The organism is Streptomyces minutiscleroticus, assembly GCF_014650875.1.
Taxonomy (GTDB): Bacteria; Actinomycetota; Actinomycetes; order Streptomycetales; family Streptomycetaceae; genus Streptomyces; species Streptomyces minutiscleroticus.
Genome location: NZ_BMVU01000001.1, coordinates 550,518 through 573,694 on the forward strand (window position 1 = coordinate 550,518; position 23,177 = coordinate 573,694).

Here is a 23,177-nt window from a genome sequence, read left to right on the forward strand (position 1 = left end):
GGTGCCTGGACGTCTCCCCGGACGGGGACACCGCGCCCATCGCGGCCGTACCCGGGCCCTCGTCGCCGAGCTGCGCGAGGGCCGCTTCACGGGCGTCGGCCTGGACGTGTACGAGGCGGAGGCCGGGCTCTTCCTCCAGGACCGGTCCCCGCGGGGCATCGACGACGACACCCTCGCCCGCCTCGTCACCTTCCCGAACGTGCTGGTCACGTTCCACCAGGCGTACTACACGGTGGACGCCGCCGGGCAGATCGCCGGGACCACCGCGGGCACCGTCGTGGACTACCTCGCGGGCCGCCGCTCGGGGAACGTGCTGGTGCCCGCGCTCGTCCGCAGCCGACCCAGCAGCTCGCGCACGATGCCGGCCCCGCGCAGCGACAGCACCGACTCCGGGTGGAACTGCACGCCCGCGAAGCCCGGCCCGCGCAGCGCGTGCACCTCGCCCGTGCGGGCGTCCCGGCTGACCTCCACCCCGTGCGCCGCCAGCTCCGCGGCGGCCTCGTCGTCGCAGCGCGCCACGAAGCTGTTGTAGAAGCCGACCGTCTCGGTCCGCCCGAACAGGTCGACCGCGCACTGCGCGCCCTGGTACGGGACCCGCTTGCGGACGACGTCCAGGCCCAGCTCGGCCGCGATCAGCTCGTGGCCCAGGCAGACGCCGAGCACGCCGTGCCGGTGCGCGGGGGCCGCGCCGGGCGTGCGGGACCGCACCCGGGAGTGGATCACGTCGGCGGTCAGGGCGCGCAGGAACGCCATCTTCGGGTCGGCGGTGTCCGCGGGGTCGCCGGGGCCGGGGCCCAGGACCAGCGGGCCCTCGTGGGCGAGCGCGGCCTCGCGCAGCCCCGGCTCGTCGAAGCGGCGCACCGTCACCTGAAGGCCCGACGAGCGCAGCAGGTGCGCGAGCATCGCCGTGAAGGTGTCCTCGCCGTCCACGACCAGGGCGTGCCCCTCCAGGGCGGCCGAGCGCTCCTGCATCCGCAGCCAGAACGGCGCGAGCGCGGCGCGCCGCCCGTCGAGGGCGGCCCGCACCCGCGGGTCGTCCGCGAGGACGGGCCGGTGCGCCTCCTCGCGCGGGCGGCCCGGCCGCACCCCCAGCGCGGCCAGCACCCCGGCGGCCTTCGCGTGCGTCTCCGCCACCTCGCCGTGCGGGTCCGAGCCGCGCACCAGGGTCGCCCCGACCGGCACCCGCAGCCGCCCGTCGGCGGCGATGTCGGCGGTGCGGATCAGGATGGGGGAGTCCAGCGTCTGGGCGCCGCCGTCGTCGCGCCCGACCAGCGCGAGGGCGCCCGCGTAGTAGCCGCGCCCGCCGGGCTCGTACCGCTCGATGACGCGGCAGGCGTTCTGCACCGGCGAGCCCGTGACGGTCGCGGCGAACATGGTCTCCCTCAGCACCGCCCGCACGTCCAGCGAGGAGCGGCCGCGCAGCTCGTACTCGGTGTGCGCGAGGTGGGCCATCTCCCTCAGGCGCGGCCCGACGACGACCCCGCCCCGGTCGCCGACCGTGCACATCATCTTGAGCTCCTCGTCGACGACCATCGACAGCTCCTCGGTCTCCTTGCCGTCGGCGAGGAAGTCCAGCAGGCCCTCGGCGTCCGGGCCGCCGGCCGGGTAGCGGTAGGTCCCGCTGATCGGGTTCATCACGACCGTGCCGCCGGACATCCGCACGTGCACCTCCGGGCTGGCGCCCACCAGCACGCGCCCACCCGTCCCCCGCCCCCGCCCTTCCGGGGAAGGCCCTCCGGGCCCTTCTCCCCCTCCGGTGTGCACGACGAAGGTCCAGTACGCGCCGCGCTCGCCGACGAGCAGCCGGCGGAAGAGCGCCAGCGCGTCGGCCCGCCCGAAGCCGGGGACCACGCCCTCGTAGGTCCGGCGGATCACGAAGTTCGCGCCCTCGCCCCGGCCGATCTCGTCGCGCAGCACCCGCCCGACGATCTGCGCGTACTCCTCGTCGGGGACGTCGAAGCCGCCGTCCTCCACCCGCACGTCGTGCGCCGGGAGCTGGTCGAGGGCGTCGGCCAGCGGCAGCTCGTACGTCTCCTCGGGCGTCAGCACGGTCAGGGGCGTGCCGTCGTCGCGCACGTCGAAGCCGCGCTCGCGCAGCTGGCGGAAGGGGACGAGGGCCAGGCCGTCGGGGATGTCGGCCAGCCGCTCGTACTCGGCGACGGGTCCGACCAGCACCTCCACGGTGTCGTGGTCGCGGCCGGGCGTGCGGCGGCGCAGCAGGGCGAAGGGGCGGTCGTCGTGCTGCAGGTCGAGCAGGTTCATCGGTCCTGTTCCTTCTCGCGTCGAGGGGATCGGGGAGAGGAACGGCCGGGTGGCGGAGACGCCGAAGGCCGCCCCTCGGGGCGGCCTTCGCGAAGTCCTGTCAGTACGCGCAGATCAGCGGGCCGCCGGAGGAGCGGTCCACCACCAGTTCCGGTTCGAGTGCGCGTACATGCCGGTCACCCTACCCGATGCCGGTCGCGGCGTGACACGGATCATGAGCGGACGGTGTCTCAATTGATGAGCACACGGAGGGGCGCCCCGGCCGACCCCGTAGGGTTGTCGCGTGACCGTGAACGCTAAGACCAGTGAGAGCGCTGGCAACACCTGGCGAAACCTGCCCGCGGCGCAGCAGCCCGAGTACCCCGATGCCGAGGCTCTGCGCGATGTGATCGCGGACCTCGAGTCGTATCCGCCGCTCGTCTTCGCGGGCGAGTGCGACCAGCTGCGCGCCCGGATGGGAGCCGTCGCCAGGGGCGAGGCGTTCCTGCTCCAGGGCGGCGACTGCGCCGAGGCCTTCGATGCCGTCTCCGCCGACCACATCCGCAACAAGCTCAAGACGCTGCTGCAGATGGGTGCCGTCCTCACGTACGCGGCCTCCGTGCCGGTCGTGAAGGTGGGCCGCATCGCCGGCCAGTACTCCAAGCCGCGCTCCAAGCCGACCGAGACCCGCGACGGCGTGACGCTGCCGACCTACCGCGGCGACTCCGTCAACGGCTTCGAGTTCACCGAGGAGGCCCGCGTCCCGGACCCCGAGCGCCTGAAGCGGATGTACCACGCCTCCGCCTCGACGCTGAACCTGGTGCGCGCCTTCACCACCGGCGGCTACGCCGACCTGCGCCAGGTGCACGCCTGGAACCAGGACTTCGTGAAGTCCTCCCCCTCGGGCCAGCGCTACGAGCAGCTGGCGCGCGAGATCGACAACGCGCTGAACTTCATGCGGGCCTGCGGCACCGACCCGGAGGAGTTCAAGACCGTCGAGTTCTTCGCCTCCCACGAGGCGCTGCTGCTCGACTACGAGTCGGCGCTGACCCGCGTGGACTCGCGCACCGGGCAGCTGTACGACGTCTCCGGCCACATGGTGTGGATCGGTGAGCGCACCCGGCAGCTGGACGGGGCGCACATCGAGTTCGCCTCGAAGATCCGCAACCCGATCGGCGTCAAGCTCGGCCCGACGACGACGGCCGAGGAGGCGCTGCAGTACATCGAGCGGCTCGACCCGGACCGCGAGCCGGGCCGGCTGACCTTCATCGTCCGTATGGGCGCCGACAAGGTCCGCGACCGGCTGCCCGAGCTGGTCGAGAAGGTCACCGCCTCGGGCGCGACCGTGGCCTGGGTGACCGACCCGATGCACGGCAACACCTTCGAGGCGGCCTCCGGACACAAGACCCGCCGCTTCGACGACGTGCTCGACGAGGTCAAGGGCTTCTTCGAGGTCCACAAGGGGCTCGGCACCCACCCGGGCGGCATCCACGTCGAGCTGACCGGCGACGACGTCACCGAGTGCGTGGGCGGCGGCGACGAGATCTTCGTCGACGACCTGCACCAGCGCTACGAGACGGCCTGCGACCCGCGGCTCAACCGCAGCCAGTCCCTGGACCTGGCGTTCCTGGTGGCGGAGATGTACCGGGACCAGTAGCGGGTCACCCGTCACGACAGTGCGTACTGGGGCGCGGATCACATGCGATCCGCGCCCCCTCGCGCTTTTGCGGGTGCACAGTGACGGGTAAGGTTAGGTTTGCCTCACCAAATCGGGGAGTGCTCCGCAGACCGTTCCCCGTCGGGAGGTGGACTCCGTGTTCGTCTGCAGCTGTTTCGGTGTGACCGAGGAGCAGGTGAGGAAGCACGCCGAGTCCGGCGCCTGCACACCCCGCCAGATCGCCTCGGCCTGCAAGGCGGGCACGGACTGCGGTGGCTGCGTACGGCGTATCCAGGCACTGCTCGGCCGGGGCGCGTGCCCGCGCCGGGAATCGGCCGACCGGGGCGCGCCCGCTCTCACGGGTGCCGCGGCGGCGCGGACGGGCGAGGACCGGCAGGGCGCACCCGTGGCGCTGCCCGACGCGGCCTAGCCGGCCGGACCGGGGTCCGGTCCACCGGGCGGGCTAGTGGGTGGAGCCGAGGTTCGGGGTGTCGGGCTGGCTCTGCTCGATGACCGTCGAGAGGTAGAGCGGCTCGCCCAGTTTCTCGATCAGGTCCAGCTGGGTCTCCAGGTAGTCGACGTGCAGCTCCTCGTCGGCGAGGATGGCCTCGAAGATGTTCGCCGACGTGATGTCGTTCTTGGCGCGCATGACCTGGATCCCGCGCCGCAGCCGGTCGATCGCCTCGATCTCGACCTGCCGGTCGGCCTCGAACATCTCGGTGACGGTCTGGCCCACCCGGACGTGGAAGAGTCGCTGGTAGTTCGGCAGGCCGTCCAGCAGCAGGATGCGGTCGGTCAGGAGCTCCGCGTGCCGCATCTCGTCGAAGGACTCGTCGCGGGTGTACTTGGCGAGCCTCGTCCAGCCCTTGTGGTCCTGCAGCTTGGAGTGCAGGAAGTACTGGTTGATCGCGGTCAGCTCGGCGGTCAGCTGCTCGTTCAGGAACTCGATGACCTCGGGGTCGCCCTGCATGGCAGAGGCTCCTTCCAGAAGGGACCGGTGGGTTGCGCCGCATGATTGCATCGGTGCGACAGGTCGTCCAGTAAGTGCCTCCTTAGTAGGAGTTGCCCGAATCGGGGGAGGGCTGGTCGGGCGCATCGGCTCCCGTCTGTCAGGATGGAGACATGGGTCAGCCGGTGGATCGCGCATCTGGGGAAGCAGGACAGCAGGAGCTTCCGCCGGGCCAGCGCCTCCAGAGGGGCTGGCCGGTCACCCACTACGGGCCCGTACCGAAGTTCCGCCCCGAGCGGTGGGAGTTCCGGGTCTTCGGCGCCACGGCCGACCAGGAGAAGCACGGCTGGACGCACGAGGAGTTCACGGCCCTGCCGTACGCCACGGTCGTCGCCGACCTGCACTGCGTCACGAAGTACAGCATGCTCGGGGCCGAATGGGGCGGTGTCCCGGCCCGGACCCTCCTGGAGATCGTGCCGCCCGCGCCCGCCGTCACCCACGTGATGGTGTGGGCCGAGTACGGCTTCAGCTCCAACCTGCGGCTGAGCGACTTCGCCGCCGAGCGCACCATCTTCGCCACCCACAAGGACGGCGAGCTGCTCACCGCCGAGCACGGCTTCCCGCTCCGCCTCGTGGTGCCGCACCTGTACGCCTGGAAGGGGCCCAAATGGGTGCGCGGTGTCGAGTACATGACCGCGGACCGGCGCGGCTTCTGGGAGGAGCGCGGCTACCACAACATCGGCGACCCCTGGCGCGAGCAGCGCTACTCCTACCAGGAGGAACCGGGGGACGGTCCGGAGCTGTAGCCCGTCCGGGGCGGCGGCCCGTCCCGGACGGAGGCCCGCTCAGCCCTCGCGGCTCTCGCGCAGCTTCTTCAGGCGCTCCACGTCCGCGGCGTGCCCCTCCTTGCCGCCGGGCGTCTCGATGACCAGCGGCACGCCCTCGGTGGCGGGATGGGTCATCAGGGCGCGGAACGGGTCCTCGCCGATGTGGCCCGCGCCGATGTTGGCGTGCCGGTCCTTGTGCGCGCCCACGACGTCCTTGGAGTCGTTGGCGTGGACCAGCTTCAGCCGTCCCGGGCCGACCGTGCCGACCAGCAGGTCCAGGGTCTGATGCATCCCGGCCGGCCCGGTCAGGTCGTGCCCGGCCGCGAAGACGTGGCAGGTGTCCAGGCAGACGCCCAGCCTCGGGTGGGCGTCCAGCGCCTCGAAGTACGGGCCGAAGTCCCAGGTCCGCGAGCAGAGCGAGGAGCCCTGGCCCGCGGTGGACTCCAGCAGCAGGTACGGGTCGTCGTCGTGCGTCAGCTCGTCGAGGAGCGGCAGGACGCGCTCGCGCACCTGGCGCAGGGCGACCGCGCGCTCCCGGCCGCCGGTCGCCGAGCCCGTGTGGACGACGACGCCCAGCGCGCCGATCTGCCGGGCGCGCCGCAGGGAGTGCCGCAGCGAGTCCACCGACCGCTCCACGGTGGCCTCGGTGTGCGAACCGAAGTTGATCAGATAGGGCGCGTGGACGTACGCGGGGATCCCCCCGTCGGCGCAGGCGGCCCGGAACTCCTCGTCCTGCCGCGGGTTGCCGGCCGGCGTCGCCCAGCCGCGCGGGTTGGCCACGAACACCTGCACCGCCTCGGCGCCGAGGTCCCGTGCGTACGACAGCCCGACCGAGGCGAGCCCGCCGGCGACGGGCACATGACCGCCGACGGGATTGCGCGACACCTGCTTGCTCACCCCTCAAGGGTCCCACGTGCCGCGGACCACCCGGACGGCGGAGCGGGCCGAAGGCGCCGAGGACCGACGGACCGCCGGCGTCCGCGCCGCCCTGCGGCCCCGGTCAGCGAATGGTGATCTTGATGGTGGAGCCCTTCGGGGCCTCCTCGCCGCCCTCCACCGACTGGCTTCTGACCGTGTCGCCGAAGAGGCCCAGCAGCCCGCGGTCCTCCCGGACCTCGAAGCCCGCCTCCTCCAGCGCCCGCCTCGCGTCGTCGACGCTGTCGCCCACGACGTCCGGGACCTCGACCGTCTCGGGCCCCCTGGAGAGCGTCAGCGTCACCGTGTCGCCCTCGGCCACCTGCTCGCCGGGCGCCGGCGACTGCTCCGCGACCTCGCCCTTGCCGTACTCGTCGGAGGTGACCTGCCGCGTGGAGACCTTCACCTCCAGGCCGTCCTCCTCCAGGGCCTCCCGCGCGCCGTCCAGGTCCGAGCCCAGGACGTCGGGCACCTCCACCGGCGCGCCCCTGCTCACGACCAGCGCGATGGCCGAGCCGGCCCGCCGCTCCGTGCCGGTGCCCGGCTCCGTGCGCACGACCCTGCCCTCGGCCACCTCCCCGCTGAACGCGCGGGTGACCATGCCCGGCTCCAGGCCGCTCTCCTTCAGCAGGGACTTCGCCTCGGCCAGCGGCCGGCCGCCCACGTCGGGCACCTTCACGGTCTCCGGGCCCCTGGAGATCGTCAGGGACACGGAGTCGTTGTCGCGTATCCGCTCGCCGGGCGCCGGGTCGGTGCTGACGACCTTGCCGCGCGCGACCGTGTCGCTGTAGGCCTCCTCGACGTCGCCGACGCCCAGACCGGCCTGCTCCAGCCGCTCCTTCGCCTGCGCCTCCGTCTTCGACAGCAGCGCCGGGACCTCGGTGAACTGGCCGGAGTTGATGTACCAGACGCCCGTGCCGACCCCCAGCACCAGCAGGACGGCGGCCACGACCGCCAGCACGCGGCGGCGCGGGCGCGCGGTGCGCCGCGGGGGAGCGGGCGGCGGGCTCTCCAGGACGCTCGTGCGGTGCACCCCGTCCCCTGCGGCCCCGGCACCCTCGCCGCCCTCGTCCACGGGGAGCGGCCGCGGCACCACCGGCGTGCGCGGGAGCACGCTCGTGCGGTCCTCCGCGTTGTCGTGCCGGCCGTCGCCGACGGCCCCCGGCGGCACGGAGTCCAGCTGCTCGGCGGAGAGCTCGGCGCGCGCCCGGCGCACCAGCGCGAGCAGCGCCACCGCGTCGGGCGGCCGTACGTCCGCGTCGCGCGCCGTCGCCGTGGCGACCAGGGCGTCCAGCCCGCCGGCCAGGCCCGGGACGACGGCCGAGGGCGGCGGCACGTCCTCGTGGAGGTGCTTGTAGAGGATCTGCGCGGGGGAGTCGCCCGAGTGCGGACGGTCGCCCGTGAGCATCTCGTACAGGACGATGCCGCACGCGTAGACGTCGACCCGGGGGTCGGCCGTGCCGTGCTCGATCTGCTCGGGCGCGAGGTACGAGACGGTGCCGAGGACCGACCCCGTCGAGTGCGTGACGGTGTCCACGGCCCGCACGAGGCCGAAGTCGGCCACCTTGACCCGCCCGTCGTCGCCGATCAGGACGTTCTCGGGCTTCATGTCGCGGTGCACGAAGCCGGCGCGATGCGCGGCGCCCAGCGCGGCGAGGACCGGCTCCAGGACGTCCAGGGCCGCGCGCGGCTGCAGCGCCCCGCGCTCGCGCAGCACGTCGCGCAGCGTGCACCCGGCGACGTACTCCATCGCGAGGTAGACGTACGAGCCGTCCGTGCCCTGGTCGAAGACGCCCACCACGTTCGGGTGCGCGAGCCGGGCCACGGACTTCGCCTCGCGGATGAAGCGGTCGACGAAGGTGGCGTCGGCGGCCAGCGTCGGATGCATCACCTTGAGCGCGAGCACGCGGTCGAGGCGGGTGTCCACGGCCCGGTAGACCGTGGCCATCCCGCCGACCGCGATCCGCGCGTCCACGCGGTAGCGGCCGTCGAGCACCTGCCCGACCAGGGGGTCATGAAGGGTCGTGTCCACGCAGGTGAGTCTACGAGCCGTCGCCCGGGCCCCACCCGCTTCGGTTCGACCATTGCCGTACTGCAGCCGACCTGTGACACCGGGCCCGCGCCCGGCGGGCCCGGTGACGGCGCTGGTCAGAAGGCGGGGCGCTCCGGGTCCAGGCGCGCGAGGCCGTCCGTGGGCGAGGACGCCTCGGCGAAGTGGCGGCGCGGGATGCGCCCGGCCCGGTAGGCCAGCCGTCCCGCCTCCACCGCGTGCCGCATGCCCTCGGCCATCAGCACCGGCTCCTGCGCCCGCGTCACCGCCGAGGCGAGCATCACGCCGGCGCACCCCAGCTCCATGGCGAGCGCCGCGTCGGACGCCGTGCCGGCCCCCGCGTCCAGGATCACCGGCACGCCCGCGTTCTCCACGATCAGCTGGAAGTTGTGCGGGTTGCGGATGCCGAGCCCGGAGCCGATGGGGGAGCCGAGCGGCATGATCGCCGCACAGCCGGCGTCCTCCAGCTTCCGGGCGAGGACCGGGTCGTCGTTGGTGTACGGCAGGACCGTGAAGCCGTCGTCGACCAGGGTCTCGGCGGCGTCGAGCAGCTCGACCGGGTCGGGCAGCAGGGTGCGCTCGTCGGCGATGACCTCCAGCTTGACCAGGTCCGTGCCGAGGGCCTCGCGTGCGAGGCGGGCGGTCAGCACGGCCTCGCCCGCGGTGAAGCAGCCCGCGGTGTTCGGCAGGACGCGGATGCCCAGCCTCTCCAGCACGGACAGGACCGAGCCGTGCACGGAGGCGTCCACGCGCCGCATCGCGACCGTGGTCAGCTCGGTGCCCGAGGCGGCCAGCGAGCGCTCCAGGACGTCGAGGCTCGGGGCACCGCCGGTGCCCATGATCAGGCGGGACGCGTAGGTCGTGCCGCCGAGGACGAAGGGGTCGTCGGCCATGGTGTTCAGCCTCCTTGGACGGCGGTGAGGACTTCCACGCGGTCTCCCTCGGCCAGGGCGGTCGACGGCCACTGCGCGCGCGGGACGACGGTCTCGTTGAGGGCGGCGGCCACGCCGGAGGGCGCCGCGGTGAGGGTGGCGACGAGCGCGTCCAGGGCGGTGCCCGGGGCGATCCGGCGCGGCTCGCCGTTGACGCAGACGGAGATCGTGGCGGAAGAGACGGTCATGCGGGCTGCTCCCCGAGTCGTGCGGACGGCTCCCCGTGCCGTGCGGGCTGCTCGGCGAGGGGGACGGGCTGCTCCCCGTGTCGTGCGGGCTGCTCGGCGAGGGGGACGGGGGGTACGGGCCGCTCCCCGGGGCGTACGGGCCGCTCCGCGGGCGCGGTGCCGAAACGGCGGGGGGTGAAGGCGCGGGCCACGTCCGGGAGTTCGCCGGTGGTGAGCACCTGCGCCATGACGTCGCCGGTGACCGGTGTGAGCAGGACGCCGTTGCGGTGGTGCCCGGTGGCCAGCAGCAGTCCGGGCAGATCGGTCGGGCCGAGCAGCGGAGCGTTGTCCGGGGAGCCCGGCCGCAGCCCGGCCCGGGTCTCGGTCAGCGGCAGCTCGGTGATGCCGGGCACCAGCTCGTGGGCGTCGCGCAGCAGCCCGTAGACGCCGCCCGCGGTCACCGTGGTGTCCCAGCCCAGCTCCTCGCTGGTGGCGCCGACGACCAGCTCGCCGTTCTCGCGCGGCACCAGGTAGACGTGGCTGCCGCGGACGACGGCCCGCACGGTGCGGCTCAGGAACGGCGCGTACCGGGGCGGCACGGCCAGCCGCAGCACCTGCCCCTTCACGGGCCGCACCGGCGGCAGCACCTCCTCGGGGACGCCGGCCAGCCTCCCGCTGAGGCTGCCGCCCGCGAGGACCACCTGCCCGGCGGCCAGCGCGGCGCCCTCCTCCGTGACGACGCCGGCGGCCCGGCCCCGCTCGACGACGAGCCGCCCGGCCCAGCCGCGGTGGAACACGACCCCGGCGCGCTCGCACGCCACGACCAGCGCGGCCGCCAGCCGCCGCGGGTCGATCTGGTGGTCGCCGTCCACCCGGAGGCCGCCGCGCACGCCGGGCGCCAGCATCGGCTCCAGACGCCGGCACTCGCGCCCCGTCAGCCACTCCGACTCCAGCCCCGAACCGCGCTGGAAGGCGTGGAGCTCGCGCAGGTGGGCGCGGTCGTCGGCGTCGAGCGCGACCGTCAGCGTGCCGCACGTGCGGTAGCCGAGGTCCCGGCCGCTCGCCTCGGCCAGCTCGGCGGCGAAGACCGGGTAGCGGCGCGCGGAGGCGAGGTTGAGGCCGAGCAGCGTCTGCTCGCCGTAGTGCAGTTCCGTGACGGCGGCCAGCATGCCGGCCGCGACCTGCGCGGCGCCGCCGCCGGGCGCGGGGTCCACGAGCGCGGTCGCCAGACCGCGCTGCGCGGCCCGCCAGGCCGTGACCAGGCCGATGATCCCGCCCCCCACGACGAGGACGTCGGAGGTGTCCGGTGGTGTGCGCGACATGGGCGTCCAGCCCCTCCCTTCGCCGGCATGACCCGGATCAGGTTCGTACGGTCGGAGGCCGCGCCAGCCTCCCTCTCAGCCCGCTGCGTCCGGGCTCCCGCGAGTGCTCTACGGTGGCCACCCTAGCCCGCCGCCACGCCGCCCAGTAAGGGAGCCTCCCCATGACCGCCCCGTCCCGCAGGTCCCTGGACGGCCTCGTCCTCGCCCCGGTCGCGGACCAGGCCCCCGGTCAGGTGGGGACCCGCACCCGGTTCGCGTACCACGAGCGGGACGGCGTGGTCTGGGCCGAGTACGCGGGCGGCGACGTCGTCCGCGGCCACCTCGTGGGCACGAGGGAGGGCGACCGGCTCGACTTCCGCTACGTCCAGCTGAAGCACGACGGGACCACGTCGAGCGGGCACTGCGTGTCCGCCGTCGGCGAGACGGCCGACGGCCGGATCCGCCTGGAGGAGACGTGGGAGTGGGAGTCGCAGGAGGGCAGCGGCACGAGCGTGGTGGAGGAGCTCGCCCCGGGCCCGCAGGAGGGGACCGGCGCCTGACGGGTACCGGAGGGCCCGCTCCGCCACCGGCCCGCGGTTGTCTAGGGTGATCCGGTGACCGAAGAGACGCAGGAACCCGGCCGGGCGGCGGCCCGGCGCGCCGTCGTGGTGGGCGCGGGCATGGCGGGGGCGCAGACCGCGGTCGCCCTGCGCGAGCAGGGCTTCACCGGTGAGCTGACCGTGCTGGGCGCGGAACCGCACCAGCCGTACGACCGCCCGCCGCTGTCCAAGGCCGTCCTGCTCGGCAAGGCGGAGAGCGCGGCCCTCGACGTGGACTTCGCGGCGCTGGGCGTCGACCTGCGGCTGGGCCGCGAGGCGAGCGGCGTCCGCCCGGCCGACCACGAACTGGACACCGCCGACGGGCCCGTGCCGTACGACGTGCTGGTCGTCGCGACCGGTGCCGAAGCGATCCGGCTGCCGGGCACCGAGGGCGTCCCCGGCGTCCACCTGCTGCGCACCCTGGACGACGCGGAGCGGCTGCGGCCCGTCCTCGCCGAGCAGCGCGACGTCGTGGTGGTGGGCGCGGGCTGGATCGGCGCCGAGTTCGCGACGGCCGCGCGGGAGGCCGGCTGCGCGGTGACCGTCGTCGAGGCCGCCGACCGCCCCCTGGCGGGAGCGCTCCCGGCCGAGGCGGCCGCCCCCATGGCCGCCTGGTACGCGGACAGCGGGGCCGAGTTGCGCACCCACGCGCGCGTGGCGCGCGTCGAGCCCGGCGCGGTGGTCCTCGACGACGGCACCCGGGTGCCCGCGGGCGCGGTCGTCGTGGGCATCGGCGCGCGCCCCGCGACCGGCTGGCTGGCCGGTTCCGGGATCGGGCTGGGCGTCCACGGCGAGGTGCTCGCGGACGAGTTCCTGCGCACCTCCGCGCCCGACGTGTACGCGGTCGGCGACTGCGCCTCCTTCCCGTCGCGCCGCTACGGCGAGCGCCTGCTGGTCCACCACTGGGACAACGCCCTCCAGGGCCCGCGCACGGTCGCCGCGGACGTCGTGGGCGCGGCGCCCGCGCCGTACGACCCGGTGCCGTACTTCTGGTCCGAGCAGTTCGGCCGCTTCGTGCAGTACGCCGGGCACCACGGCGCGGCCGACGCGACGGTGTGGCGCGGCGACCCGGCCGGGCCCGCCTGGTCGGTCTGCTGGCTGCGCGAGAACCGCCTGGTCGCGGTCCTCGCCGTGGGCCGCCCCCGGGACCTGGCCCAGGGCCGCAAACTGATCGAGTCGGCGACCCCGATGAACCCCGCGACCCTGGCGGACCCGTCCCGCCCCCTGAAGAAGGCGACGGCCTGAGAACCGCCGTCCGCCGGCCGACGGACGGACGGGACGGCCCGAGGGCCGTGGCCCGCGCAGGGGCGCGGTCCGGCGGGCGGTCCCGTCCGTCCGCGCGGCGCCGTCCGGGGCGGCCCGTCGCGGCCGTGCCCCGTGCCCCGGGGCCCCCGCCCGGACCCGCCCGGCTTCCCGCTGTCGGTGCGGGATGGCAGGCTTGATTCCGTGACCGAGATTGACGCAAAGATCGATGCTCTCGTCCCCGCCTGGCTCACCCTCCCCGACATCGCCGAACAGTTCGGCGTCGAGGTGACCCGCGTCCGGCAGCTGGTCAAGGAGGGCCAGCTCATCGCCGTACGCCGTGGTGAGAACCGGGCGCTGCACGTCCCCGCCGCCTTCATCGACGGGGACAAGGTCGTCAAGGGCCTGACCGGCCTGCTGACGCTCCTGCGGGACGACGGCTTCACCGACGAAGAGATGCTGGAGTGGCTCTTCACCGCCGACCCGACCCTGCCCGGCACCCCGGCGCAGGCCCTGAGCGAGAATCGCGGCACGGAGGTGAAGCGCCGCGCCCAGGCGCTCGCCGTCTGATCGACCCGCCCGTCCGGCGTACGGACCGCGCGGCCGGCCCCCGCCGCCGCGCGGTCCGCACGTCCGGGCCCGACCGTCCGGGGGACCCCTGATGCCCGAAGCCACCGCCCGCGCGCAGCTCGCCGACGCCCGGCTCTACCTGTGCACGGACGCCCGCAGGCGCCAGGGGGACCTCCCGGCCTTCCTGGACGCGGTCCTGGCGAACGGCGTCGACATCGTGCAGCTGCGCGACAAGGGCATGGAGGCCGCCGAGGAGCTGACGCACCTGCGGACCTTCGCCGACGCCTGCGCCCGCCACGGCAAGCTCCTCGCGGTGAACGACCGGGCGGACGTCGCCCACGCCGCCGCCTCCGACGTCCTCCACCTCGGCCAGGGCGACCTGCCCGTGCCGGCCGCCCGCGCGATCCTCGGCGGGGACGTCCTCGTCGGCCGCTCCACGCACAGCGAGGAGGAGGCCGCGGCCGCCGCGGTCCAGGACGGCGTGGACTACTTCTGCACGGGCCCCTGCTGGCCGACCCCCACCAAGCCGGGCCGCCCCGCGCCGGGCCTGGACCTGGTGCGGTACGCGGCCTCCCTGGGCACGCGGCGCCCCTGGTTCGCCATCGGCGGCATCGACCTCGGCAACCTCGACGAGGTGCTGGCGGCGGGCGCCCGCCGCGTCGTGGTCGTACGGGCGATCACGGACGCCGAGGACCCGGGCGCGGCGGCGGCGGAGTTCGCCGAGCGCCTGCGCAAGGTCTGAGCGGCGGCCGCGCCCGGCCCCCGCGGGCCCGGCCGGATGCGCGCACGGCCGCCCGCCGGCCACGTGTGCACGGCCGCCACGCGCGGGCCGCGTACGGCCTGCGCGCGGTCGGTGCGCGGCCCGCACGCGGCCGCCGCGCGGCCCGTGTGCCGCCCCGCTGTCCGAGGGGTGGACAACAAAGCGGCAAGTCCGACAAATCACCGGCTTGCGGTTGGGGGACCGTCATGCCCTGGCTAACCTGCGAGTATGGCCCTAGGAACTGCTTCCACCAGGACTGACCGCGCACGCACCGTGCGCGACATGCTCGCGAGCGGCAAGACGACGTACTCCTTCGAGTTCTCGGCGCCGAAGACGCCCAAGGGCGAGCGGAACCTGTGGAACGCCCTCCGCCGGGTCGAGGCCGTCGCCCCCGACTTCGTCTCCGTCACCTACGGCGCGGGCGGCTCCACGCGCGCCGGCACGGTCAAGGAGACCCAGCAGATCGTCGCGGACACGACGCTCACCCCGGTCGCCCACCTCACGGCGGTCGACCACTCCGTCGCCGAGCTGCGCAACATCATCGGCCAGTACGCCGACGCCGGCATCCGCAACATGCTCGCCGTGCGCGGCGACCCGCCGGGCGACCCGATGGGCGAGTGGGTGGCCCACCCGCAGGGCCTGACCTACGCGGCCGAACTGGTCCGCCTCATCAAGGAGTCCGGCGACTTCTGCGTGGGCGTCGCGGCCTTCCCCGAGATGCACCCGCGCTCCTCGGACTGGGACGCCGACGTGCGGCACTTCGTCGACAAGTGCCGCGCCGGCGCCGACTACGCCATCACGCAGATGTTCTTCCACCCGGAGGCGTACCTGAGGCTGCGCGACCGGGTGGCCGCGGCCGGGTGCGAGACCCCGGTGATCCCCGAGATCCTGCCCGTGACCAGTGTCAGAATGCTGGAGCGGCTGCCCAGGCTGAGCAACGCGGCCTTCCCCGCACAGCTGGGGGAGCGGATGCTCACAGCCAAGGACGATCCGGCCGCTGTACGCTCCCTCGGTATCGACTTCGCCACGGAGTTCTGTGCGAAGCTGCTGGCCGAGGGAGTCCCCGGACTGCACTTCATCACACTCAACAACTCCACTGCGACACTGGAAATTCACGAGAACCTGGGCCTGCAGACACCACAGCAGACCTAGACCGGTCGCATCGTCGTACGACACACTGCGTAGCGGCCATAGGGAGAGGGGCGCCATGGGCTGGACGGTCCTGTACATCGCGTTCGGCATCGTCGCGCTCTGGCTGCTCGGCGAGGTGCTGCTGCAGTACAAGGCGCGGCTGCGCTGGCGGCTGCTCGCCTTCGTCGGCTTCCTCGGCGTCGTCGTCGGCGTGCTGATCCCCTCCGTGCCGGTCATCGGCCTGGGCGCGGCCGCCTTCGCCGTCGGCCAGACCTACGTCACCCTCTCCTTCCGCCGCGGCTTCTCCACCGGCTGGGCGCTCAAGAACGGCCGTGGCGGCGGCGCCCCCAGCAAGCGCCGCCGGGGCGGGGACCGCCGGGACCCGACGCTGGAGGTCTCCGGCCTGGAGGTCTCCGACCCGGGGGCGGCGGACGCCGGAACGTACCGCCACGATCCCGGCCACGACGACGTGACGGCCGACGACGACAACGTCTTCGCCCCCGCGCAGCGCACCTCCCCGGAGGCCGGGGCCACGACGGTGTACGAGCCGCAGCCGATGCCCGACGACACCAACCAGTACGGCGTCTACAGCGACGCCGCGTACGCCGCCGCCACCGACCCGTCCTACGCGCCGGCGGGCCGGCCGTCCGACGGCCGGGACCACGCCTACGACGGCTACGCGGGCGGCTACGACCCCCAGCAGCAGTACGGCTACGACGCGGGGCAGCAGCAGTACGCGGGCTACACCGACCCGTACGGGGGCGGCCAGGGCTACGACGGCGGCTCCTACGACGGCACCGGGCAGCAGCAGTACGGGCAGCAGGGGTACGGGCAGCAGGGGTACGGCCAGGACCAGTACGGCGACGGCACCGGGGCCGAGGGCTACGGCGAGACCCCGCCGGGCGGCCTGTGGGTGCCGCAGCAGCGCGGCGCCCAGGACCAGTACGGCGGCGAGCTGCCCGCCGAGCAGCCGTACCCGTACCAGGACGGTCACACCTACGACGACCGGCAGCAGTACCGGTACTAGGGCACCCAGCGCACCACCGGGGACGCGAGGGCGCCGGGCCGGGGCGTGCGACCGGTCCGGGGCGTGCGACCGGTCCGGCCGGGCGCCTCCCGCACGGGACGCGCCGCCCGCGTCACCGCCGAGCCCGCACCTGCCACAGCGAGCCCGCATCCCGTCACCGCGGACCCGCGCCCGTCACTGCGAGCCGCGGAAGTCCGGCCCCTCGACGATCAGCCCGGCGACCAGCGCGCCCGACATGCCCGCGTGCGGCAGGCCGCCGCCCGGGTGCGCCCAGCCGCCGACCGCGAACAGCCCCGGTACGCGGGTGGAGTTGGCCGGGTGCAGCAGCCGCCCCCGCGCGGCCGACAGGGCCGGTGCCGGGACCGCCCCTCCCGGTGCGCCGGTGGTCCCGGCGACGTCCCAGGGCGTGCGGACCTCGTGCCACAGCATGCGGTCCCGCAGGCCGGGGACGGCCCGCTCGGCGTGCCGGATCATCTCCCGGGCCTGCTCGGCGAAGAACCGCCGAGACGCCTCCTCCGGGGCGCCGTGCGCCGCGGGCACCGTCGCCGTCAGCGTGACCGCCTCGTGCCCGCCGTCCGGGACCAGCTCCGCGTCGTCGGGCCGCAGCACGGTGACCGTGGGCCCCGCCACCGCCGTGAAGGAGCCGCCGAACACCGCGTCCAGCTCCGCGTCGCGGTCCGCCGCGTGCACCACGGTCCGGTGCGGGGTGCCCGCCGGGCGGGCACCCCGCAGCGCCAGGTGGACCGTCAGGCGGCTGGTCCCCCCGCGCTGGGCGGGCACCTCGCCCTCCCCGCGCAGGGCGGCGGGACCCAGCCGGTCCAGCACCTCCGGCGCGACGCCGGCGACCACGAAGTCGGCGTCCACGACGGTCCGCCCCCCGGAGCCGGCGGCCCCAAAGGCGCCCTCGGCCAGCTCCACGCCCGCCGCCCGGCCGTCCTTCTCGACGATCCGCTCCACGGACGCCCCGAAGACGAACTCGACCCGGCGGGCCAGGCACCGCTCGTACACGGCGCGCGCCAGCCGCCGCAGCCCGCCCTTCACGTACCAGGTGCCGAAGGCGTGCTCCATGTAGGGCAGGACGGCCGCCGAGGCGGGCGCGGTGCGCGGGTCCAGGCCGTACGCCAGCGCGTGGCTCTCCAGCAGGGCCGCGAGCCGCGGGTCGCCCAGCTCCAGGGCGCCGACCTCGGCGAGGGTGGCCGCCGTACGGGTCACCAGCAGCCGGCGCCGCCGCACCGCCGGGTAGGGCTCGCGCCCGGCGAGCACGTCCCAGTTCGACCACAGCGTCTCCTCCAGGAGCGGCCGGCGCGTGCGGTCCCAGGTCTCACGGGCGCGGACCAGGAACTCGCCCCAGCGCTCGCCCGCGTCCGCGCCGAGCGCCGCGCCCAGGGCCGAGACGACGCCCGCGCGCGAGGCGTTCGCCAGCGGGGCCTCGGTGCCGTCGGCGAAGACGTGGTGCGCGGACGGGTCGACCTGGACGAGGTCGACGCACCGCTCCAGGGGCTCCTTGCCCGTCTTGACGAACAGGTCGCGGTAGACCGCGGGCAGCGGGAGCAGACCCGGGCCCGTGTCGAAGACGAAACCGTCCCGCTCGAAGGTCCCCACCGCCCCGCCGTACGTCGCCGCGCGCTCGTACACCGTCACCCGGTGGCCCGCGACGGCCAGCCGGGCGGCAGCCGCCATGGCGCCCATCCCGGCGCCGATCACCGCAATCCGTGCCATGCCAGGGACTTTATCGGCCGCCTGCGACCGTCCCGTCAGGGGTGCCGGTCCGCGGCCCGGCCGCCGGTGGCGGCGGCGGGGGCGGCGGCGGGGGCACCGGCGCGGACGCGGCCGTCCCCGGCCGCGGGCGGCGCGTCCTGGGCAGGAGCGCGCACGGCTGAGTACATGTACCTAGGAAGCGACTTGAGTAGGCGTGCGGATAGGCCCCGACCTGCGCGGACGGGAGAGTGGGGGCACGGAAGAGGGGCACGGCTCCGGCACCGCCGACACGGGGCGGCGGAACGGACCGGACCCTTGACCGCTCCTTCCGCCGGCACCGTCGGCGGGAGCGAGGCACGGGGGACTCCGGGGGAGATCCACGGGGGTCCGCACGGGGGATGCACGGGGGTGCACCACGGGGGGCGCGGAGGAGCGCCGGTTCGATCGGTCCACGGGGGCGGCCGGTCGGAGCGGCGCTCCGACGTGCGGGCCCGCTCCGGCCCGCTCCGCTCCGGCTCGACCCGGCCCGCCGGACGGCCGGACCACGGACCGGGACGGCCGGGCGGACCGGAGCGGCAGGTCTCAGCGGCCGCCCGACACCCGGCCCTGCAGCAGCCGGGACAGCGCCGCGTGGACGTCGTCCAGGGACCGCTCCGGCTGGAACGCCTGCCAGTCCAGGGCCGCCACCAGGACCATGCCGACCAGCGCCGCCGCCGTCAGCGGGATGTCGATCTCCTCGCTCAGCTCGCCGTCGGCGACGCCCGCGCGCAGCACGTCCTCGACGACCGCGACCGCCTGCTGCCTGACCACCATCAGGGTGGACTGCCAGGCCCGGTTGGTGCGCCACAGCTCGGCGACGTACAGCTGGGTGAAGGCCGGGTAGCGGTCGATGAACACGAGACCCGCCCGGATCATCGCGTCCAGCGCGTCGACCCTGCTCCCGCCCTCCCGCGCGGTCCGCTCGGCGGCCTCCCGCAGGGAGGCGGTGAGCAGCCCCACGCCGTGCCGCAGCAACTCCTCGAAGAGGACGGACTTGCTGGCGAAGTTGTAGTAGACGGTGCCCTTCGCGACCCCGGCGCGTTCGGCGATCTCGTCCACCGTGGTGGCCGAGAACCCCTGCTCCGCGATGAGGGTGACGGCTGCTTCGTAGAGCTTCTGCCGGGTGGCCTCGCGGCGGCCGCCGGCACCTCCCGTGGCGCTGCTGCGTTCCATGGCCCCGATTCTCACAGGAGCGGTCACAGGGTCAGCTCCGGGTGGAGCCGGTCCAGGGTCCACACCTGCTTGCGGCGCGCGGAGAGCGCGGTCAGCGCCAGGGCGCCCGCGGTGAAGGCCGCGAGAACAACGCACGCCTGCCGGACCGGGTCCAGGCCGCCGCCCGTGATGAGCCTCCTCAGGGCCTCGACGACGTAGCTCATCGGCAGGAAGGGGTGGATCGCGTTGAAGAACCCCGGGCTGGTCTGCACCGGGTACGTGCCGCCCGCCGACGTCAGCTGGAGCATCAGCAGGGCGAGCACCAGGATGCGGCCCGCCGCCCCGAAGCGCGCGTTCAGCCACTGCACGACCGCCGCGAAGCAGGCCGTGACGAGGAAGAGGAAGGCGACGGTCCCGGCGGCGTGCACCATGCGCAGTCCGACGGCCCAGTGCAGGACGGACATCAGGGCGGCGGTCTGCAGCACGCCCAGGGCGGCCACCGGAAGCCAGCCCGCCGTCGCGATGCGCCACGCGGGGGCGCCCGTGGCGAGCGCGCGCCGGTTGAGCGGCGGGATCACCATGTAGGCCACCATCGCGCCCACCCACAGGGACAGCGGAATGAAGTACGGGGCGAAACCGGTGCCGTAGTTGGGCGCCTTGTGCAGGTCCCGTGAGGCGAGCCGCACCGGGTCGGACATCACCTCGGTGCGCAGGTCGCGGTCCTTCTCGTCGTAGTCGGGGATCCTGTCGGCACCGTCGTGCAGCCCGCCGGCCAGCTCCTCGGAGCCGTCGACCAGCCTGTGGATGCCGCCGTCGAGGTCGTCCGCGCCGGTGCGCAGCGTGCCGATGCCGGTGTCGAGATCGTCGGCGCCGGTCCTCGCCGTGCCCAGGCCGGTGTGCAGCGTCTTCGCGCCCTCGGCGACCCGCCCGGCCCCCTTGTTCAGCGCGTCGACCTTCGCGACCGCCGTGTCGAGGTCCTCGCTCAGGTGCGGCGCGGCCTTCGCCAGGGCCCGGGCCTGCCTCTGGAGGGTGGCCAGGTCCTCGTCCAGGGACTTCACGTCGCCCCCGTAGTCCCTCACCACGGTGTCGACGTCCCCGGTGAGGCGCGCCGCGTCCGCCGCGGCGTCCCTGGCCTTCTTCAGGTCCCCGCAGGCCGCGTCGGGCACCGCCGGCCGGGTCCCGTCCTGCGGGCCCGCGCCCTGCCCGGCCTCGCAGCGCCTCGCGTAGACGCCGTCCAGCGTGTCGGCCGCCTCGCGGGTGCCGGCCGCCGCCAGGGGCACCGTCCTCACGAAGGCGTCCAGGTGCTCGCGGACCGTGCCCGCCGAGTCGGCGACCAGGGCGGCCGTGTCCGCGATCGTCGCGCCGTTCTCCCTCAGGAACGGCCGCACCCGGTCGGCGGCCCCGTGCACCTTGTCCGCGAGGGCCTGGGTGCCCTCGGCGACCTGCCGCGAACCGTCCTCCAGGTCCCCGGCCCCCGTGTCGAGCTTCTTCAGGCCCCGGGCGAGCCTGCCGCTGCCCTTCTCGGCGTCCTTCAGGCCGTCGGCGAGGTCCTTCGCGCCCTTCTTCGCCCGGCCGATGCCGCCCTCCAGCTCGTCGGCGCCCTCGGCCGCCTTCACGGTCTCGCCGTGGATGTCGGAGAACGAGATGAAGATCCTGTCCAGGAACGAGCGCGACGCCCTGGTCGACGCCGCCGACCGCACCTCGCTGAAGACGGTCCGCGAGATCTGCCCGACGATGTAGTTGTTCGCGTCGTTCGTACGCACCTGGAGCGCGCCCGTCTCGGGGCTGTCCCCGGAGCTCGACGCGATCCTCTCGCTGAAGTCCGAGGGCATGGTCAGCGACAGGTAGTACGTGCCGTTCTCGACCCCCGCGCGGGCCTCGGCGGCGCTCACCTCGTGCCACTCGAAGGTGTCGCTCTCGTGCAGCCCTTCGGTGATGTCGTCGCCCGCCGTGAGCTTCCGGCCCGCGGCCGTGGCCCCCTTGTCGTCGTTCACCAGCGCCACCGGGATCCGGTCGAGCCGGCCGTACGGGTCCCAGAACGACCACAGGTAGAGGGCGCCGTACAGCAGCGGCAGCAGCAGGAGCGCCGCGAGGGCCGCGCGGGGCAGCCGGCCCCGGCCGAAGCGCCGCAGCTCAAGCGCGGCCAGTCGCGGGGAGCGCATCCGCCGCCTCCTCGTCGTCGTGATCGTCCTGGACGTCGTGATCGTCGTGGTCGTCGGGCTCGTCGCCGTCCCCGGGGTCTTCGCGGCCGGCGCCGTCCTCGGGGTCCGCGGGGCCCTCCCGGTCCTCCCGGTCCCCGTGCGGGGTCCCGGCGGGCGGGGCGGTGGAGACGGTGGAGACCACGAGCGCGTCCTCGGGCGCTTCGCTGCACACCGTCACGACCGTCGTGCCGGAGGCGGCGACCGTGCGCAGCAGGGCCCAGGCCTCGGCCCGTTCGGCGTCCGGGAGCTTGAGGTCGGTGTCGTCGACGCCCAGCAGGCGCGGGCGCCCGATCAGGGCCAGCGCGACGGAGAGGCGCAGCGCCTCCAGCCGTCCGAGGTCGCGCACGGCGGTCCGGACGCCCTTGGGCAGCGTCCGCGGGTCCAGCCCCGCGGCGGCGAGCGCGGCGTCGATCCGCCGGCCGGCCTCCGCGGCCCTTCCCCCGGCTCCCGGCGGGGTCGGGCCGGAGGCGCCCGCCGCGCGCGGCCGCAGCAGTTCCCGCAGCGGGCCGCCGAACCTGCGCTCCAGCAGCGCCCGTTCCCGCAGGTGCTCGCCGACGGTGAGGGCCGGGTCCAGGTCGGTCACGCCCGGCACGTGGGCGAGTCCGGCGAGTCTGCGGACCGCCGCCGCCTGCTTCGGCAGCCTCGCCGGGCCGACGCGCGCCGTCCCCTCGGTGGTCCTCATCCGGCCGGTGAGCGCGAGCAGCAGCGCCGTGCGCCCCGAACCGGACGGCCCCTCGACCGCGACGAGCGAGCCGGGCCCGGCATCGAAGGAGACCCCCCGGAACGCCCAGCCGCGCGGGCCCCTCAGGCCCAAGTCCCGGGCCGTGACGGCGAGTCCCTCCGGTTCCTCCGGTCCGTCCACCGCGTCCCCACTCCCCGGAAGTTTTTGCACTGACTGGTCAGTGCAAAAATTACCCCGAACCTCCGGACGGGGCAAAAGGCCAGGTCAGAACGGATTGTCAGTGCCATACCCCACTATGGGCACATACGGCCACAGAGCCGTCACGGAGACGACAGGAGGTTCGTCATGGCCAGCTACGACGCAGCCGCCGCCCGCCGGCGCCGCGCCACCGGCCCTGCCCCCTCACTGACCGGCCCGGCGAGCGACGTGCACCCCGTGCTGCGCCGGGCGACGGCCCCGCCGGCCGCGCTGGACCTGCTGGCCCAGGCCCGCGCCGGACTCGACGAGGCAGCCGTCCTGGAGACGCCCAACGAGCGCTACGCGACGGCGCACCTCGCCGCCCTGCGTACCGCGGCCGCCGTTCTCGCCGCCCGGGGCCGCCCGGAGACCACGCCCCGGCGCCGGGCCCGCATACGGAGCGCCTGGGAGGTGCTCCCGGAGATAGCGCCGGAACTGAGCGAGTGGAGCGCGCTCTTCGCCTCCGGCGCCGCCCGCCGGGCCCGCGCCGAGGCGGGCATACAGGGCGCGGCCAGCGGCCGCGACGCCGACGACCTGATCCGCGACGTGGCCATGTTCCTGCGTCTGGTCGAGCGGATGCTGGTGCTGCAGCCGGTCCTGCCGCAGCCCCGGCAGGACACCGGCCGGGACGCGGAGCAGGGGACGAGACGGCGCCCGGGCAGGGGGAGCGGCGAGGACGTCCCGGACGCGGGGTGACCGTGCCCGCCGGCCGCGGGTGACGGCCCGTCCGCCCACCACGGAGCGACCGCGCCCCCACTTCCGCCGGGCGACCGAGCGCCCGCCGGACGCGGGGCGTCCGG

General features: G+C 74.8%; 23 protein-coding genes, 1 pseudogene and 1 riboswitch. Of the genes and pseudogenes, 11 read left to right on the forward strand and 13 right to left on the reverse strand.

Annotated features, from left to right (window positions below):
- Positions 1 to 49: 49 nt before the first annotated feature.
- Positions 50 to 322: pseudogene (locus IE271_RS41615) on the forward strand (2-hydroxyacid dehydrogenase); the annotation flags it as partial.
- On the opposite strand, the gene IE271_RS02190 reads toward IE271_RS41615, so the two are convergent.
- Complete coding sequence (locus tag IE271_RS02190; protein WP_190188366.1) at positions 283 to 2,262, reverse strand: anthranilate synthase family protein; 1,980 nt, start codon at positions 2,260 to 2,262, stop codon at positions 283 to 285. The pseudogene IE271_RS41615 and the gene IE271_RS02190 overlap by 40 nt on opposite strands.
- Positions 2,263 to 2,376: 114 nt before the next feature.
- Positions 2,377 to 2,478: a trp operon leader peptide gene (locus tag IE271_RS43825; protein ID WP_190188367.1), complete on the reverse strand. Its 102-nt coding sequence runs from the start codon at positions 2,476 to 2,478 to the stop codon at positions 2,377 to 2,379.
- A 67-nt stretch (positions 2,479 to 2,545) separates the two neighbouring features.
- Between IE271_RS43825 and IE271_RS02200 the strand changes: the two genes are divergently transcribed.
- Both IE271_RS02200 and IE271_RS02205 read left to right on the forward strand, forming a co-directional pair.
- The gene (locus tag IE271_RS02200; RefSeq protein WP_190188368.1) at positions 2,546 to 3,898 is read left to right on the forward strand and encodes a class II 3-deoxy-7-phosphoheptulonate synthase; all 1,353 of its coding nucleotides are present in this window, start codon (positions 2,546 to 2,548) and stop codon (positions 3,896 to 3,898) included.
- Positions 3,899 to 4,055: 157 nt separating this feature from the next.
- The gene (locus IE271_RS02205; RefSeq protein ID WP_190188369.1) at positions 4,056 to 4,328 is read left to right on the forward strand and encodes a (2Fe-2S)-binding protein; all 273 of its coding nucleotides are present in this window, start codon (positions 4,056 to 4,058) and stop codon (positions 4,326 to 4,328) included.
- 33 nt (positions 4,329 to 4,361) lie between these two features.
- Here the strand turns inward: IE271_RS02205 and bfr are convergent, their stop codons facing one another.
- Entirely contained in the window at positions 4,362 to 4,868 is a 507-nt protein-coding gene (bfr, locus tag IE271_RS02210) for a bacterioferritin (protein WP_190188370.1), read from the reverse strand.
- Positions 4,869 to 5,020: 152 nt separating this feature from the next.
- On the opposite strand from bfr, the gene IE271_RS02215 reads away from it, so the two are divergent.
- Positions 5,021 to 5,653, forward strand: coding sequence for a sulfite oxidase-like oxidoreductase (locus IE271_RS02215; RefSeq protein WP_190188371.1), 633 nt, complete (start codon positions 5,021 to 5,023; stop codon positions 5,651 to 5,653).
- Positions 5,654 to 5,692: 39 nt separating this feature from the next.
- Here IE271_RS02215 and IE271_RS02220 read toward each other — a convergent pair whose 3' ends face one another.
- The 5 genes from IE271_RS02220 to thiO form a co-directional block, all read right to left on the reverse strand.
- Positions 5,693 to 6,571 carry a deoxyribonuclease IV gene (locus IE271_RS02220; protein WP_190188372.1) on the reverse strand — a complete coding sequence of 293 codons (879 nt, stop codon included), beginning with the start codon at positions 6,569 to 6,571 and terminating at the stop codon, positions 5,693 to 5,695.
- A gap of 103 nt (positions 6,572 to 6,674) precedes the next feature.
- On the reverse strand, positions 6,675 to 8,621 hold the full coding sequence (gene pknB, locus IE271_RS02225; RefSeq protein ID WP_190188373.1) for a Stk1 family PASTA domain-containing Ser/Thr kinase: 1,947 nt from the start codon (positions 8,619 to 8,621) through the stop codon (positions 6,675 to 6,677).
- 116 nt (positions 8,622 to 8,737) lie between these two features.
- Positions 8,738 to 9,532 (reverse strand): thiazole synthase, encoded by a 795-nt coding sequence (locus IE271_RS02230; protein WP_190188374.1) that lies wholly within the window; start codon positions 9,530 to 9,532, stop codon positions 8,738 to 8,740.
- A 5-nt stretch (positions 9,533 to 9,537) separates the two neighbouring features.
- Entirely contained in the window at positions 9,538 to 9,738 is a 201-nt protein-coding gene (thiS, locus tag IE271_RS02235) for a sulfur carrier protein ThiS (RefSeq protein WP_190188567.1), read from the reverse strand.
- 17 nt (positions 9,739 to 9,755) lie between these two features.
- Positions 9,756 to 11,060, reverse strand: coding sequence for a glycine oxidase ThiO (gene thiO, locus IE271_RS02240; protein WP_190188375.1), 1,305 nt, complete (start codon positions 11,058 to 11,060; stop codon positions 9,756 to 9,758).
- A riboswitch (TPP riboswitch) is annotated at positions 11,058 to 11,171 on the reverse strand. (Overlaps the previous gene by 3 nt.)
- 50 nt (positions 11,172 to 11,221) lie before the next feature.
- On the opposite strand from thiO, the gene IE271_RS02245 reads away from it, so the two are divergent.
- The 6 genes from IE271_RS02245 (at position 11,222) to IE271_RS02270 (ending at position 16,368) form a co-directional block, all read left to right on the forward strand.
- Positions 11,222 to 11,599 (forward strand): avidin-fold protein, encoded by a 378-nt coding sequence (locus IE271_RS02245; RefSeq protein ID WP_190188376.1) that lies wholly within the window; start codon positions 11,222 to 11,224, stop codon positions 11,597 to 11,599.
- Positions 11,600 to 11,653: 54 nt separating this feature from the next.
- A complete protein-coding gene (locus IE271_RS02250; protein ID WP_190188377.1) occupies positions 11,654 to 12,883 on the forward strand; it encodes an NAD(P)/FAD-dependent oxidoreductase in 1,230 nt (409 codons plus the stop codon).
- Positions 12,884 to 13,084: 201 nt separating this feature from the next.
- Positions 13,085 to 13,450, forward strand: coding sequence for an Rv2175c family DNA-binding protein (locus tag IE271_RS02255; RefSeq protein WP_190188378.1), 366 nt, complete (start codon positions 13,085 to 13,087; stop codon positions 13,448 to 13,450).
- A gap of 91 nt (positions 13,451 to 13,541) precedes the next feature.
- Positions 13,542 to 14,192 carry a thiamine phosphate synthase gene (gene thiE / locus IE271_RS02260; protein WP_190188379.1) on the forward strand — a complete coding sequence of 217 codons (651 nt, stop codon included), beginning with the start codon at positions 13,542 to 13,544 and terminating at the stop codon, positions 14,190 to 14,192.
- Between the two features lie 246 nt (positions 14,193 to 14,438).
- Positions 14,439 to 15,362, forward strand: a complete 924-nt coding sequence (gene metF / locus IE271_RS02265) for a methylenetetrahydrofolate reductase [NAD(P)H] (protein ID WP_190188380.1) — start codon at positions 14,439 to 14,441, stop codon at positions 15,360 to 15,362.
- 55 nt (positions 15,363 to 15,417) lie between these two features.
- Positions 15,418 to 16,368 (forward strand): SCO2102 family sporulation regulator, encoded by a 951-nt coding sequence (locus tag IE271_RS02270; protein WP_190188381.1) that lies wholly within the window; start codon positions 15,418 to 15,420, stop codon positions 16,366 to 16,368.
- Between the two features lie 174 nt (positions 16,369 to 16,542).
- On the opposite strand, the gene IE271_RS02275 is transcribed toward IE271_RS02270, so the two are convergent.
- The 5 genes from IE271_RS02275 to IE271_RS02290 form a co-directional block, all read right to left on the reverse strand.
- Positions 16,543 to 18,087 (reverse strand): phytoene desaturase family protein, encoded by a 1,545-nt coding sequence (locus tag IE271_RS02275; RefSeq protein ID WP_190188382.1) that lies wholly within the window; start codon positions 18,085 to 18,087, stop codon positions 16,543 to 16,545.
- 35 nt (positions 18,088 to 18,122) lie between these two features.
- Positions 18,123 to 18,254, reverse strand: a complete 132-nt coding sequence (locus IE271_RS43235) for a hypothetical protein (protein WP_268256164.1) — start codon at positions 18,252 to 18,254, stop codon at positions 18,123 to 18,125.
- A gap of 394 nt (positions 18,255 to 18,648) precedes the next feature.
- Complete coding sequence (locus IE271_RS02280; RefSeq protein ID WP_190188383.1) at positions 18,649 to 19,278, reverse strand: TetR/AcrR family transcriptional regulator; 630 nt, start codon at positions 19,276 to 19,278, stop codon at positions 18,649 to 18,651.
- A gap of 23 nt (positions 19,279 to 19,301) precedes the next feature.
- The gene (locus IE271_RS02285; RefSeq protein WP_190188384.1) at positions 19,302 to 21,419 is read right to left on the reverse strand and encodes a YhgE/Pip family protein; all 2,118 of its coding nucleotides are present in this window, start codon (positions 21,417 to 21,419) and stop codon (positions 19,302 to 19,304) included.
- Complete coding sequence (locus IE271_RS02290) at positions 21,391 to 22,320, reverse strand: ATP-binding cassette domain-containing protein (RefSeq protein ID WP_190188385.1); 930 nt, start codon at positions 22,318 to 22,320, stop codon at positions 21,391 to 21,393. Before IE271_RS02290 ends, IE271_RS02285 begins: the two co-directional genes overlap by 29 nt.
- Before the next feature lie 165 nt (positions 22,321 to 22,485).
- On the opposite strand from IE271_RS02290, the gene IE271_RS02295 reads away from it, so the two are divergent.
- Positions 22,486 to 23,073: an SAV_6107 family HEPN domain-containing protein gene (locus tag IE271_RS02295; protein ID WP_190188386.1), complete on the forward strand. Its 588-nt coding sequence runs from the start codon at positions 22,486 to 22,488 to the stop codon at positions 23,071 to 23,073.
- Positions 23,074 to 23,177: the final 104 nt, after the last annotated feature.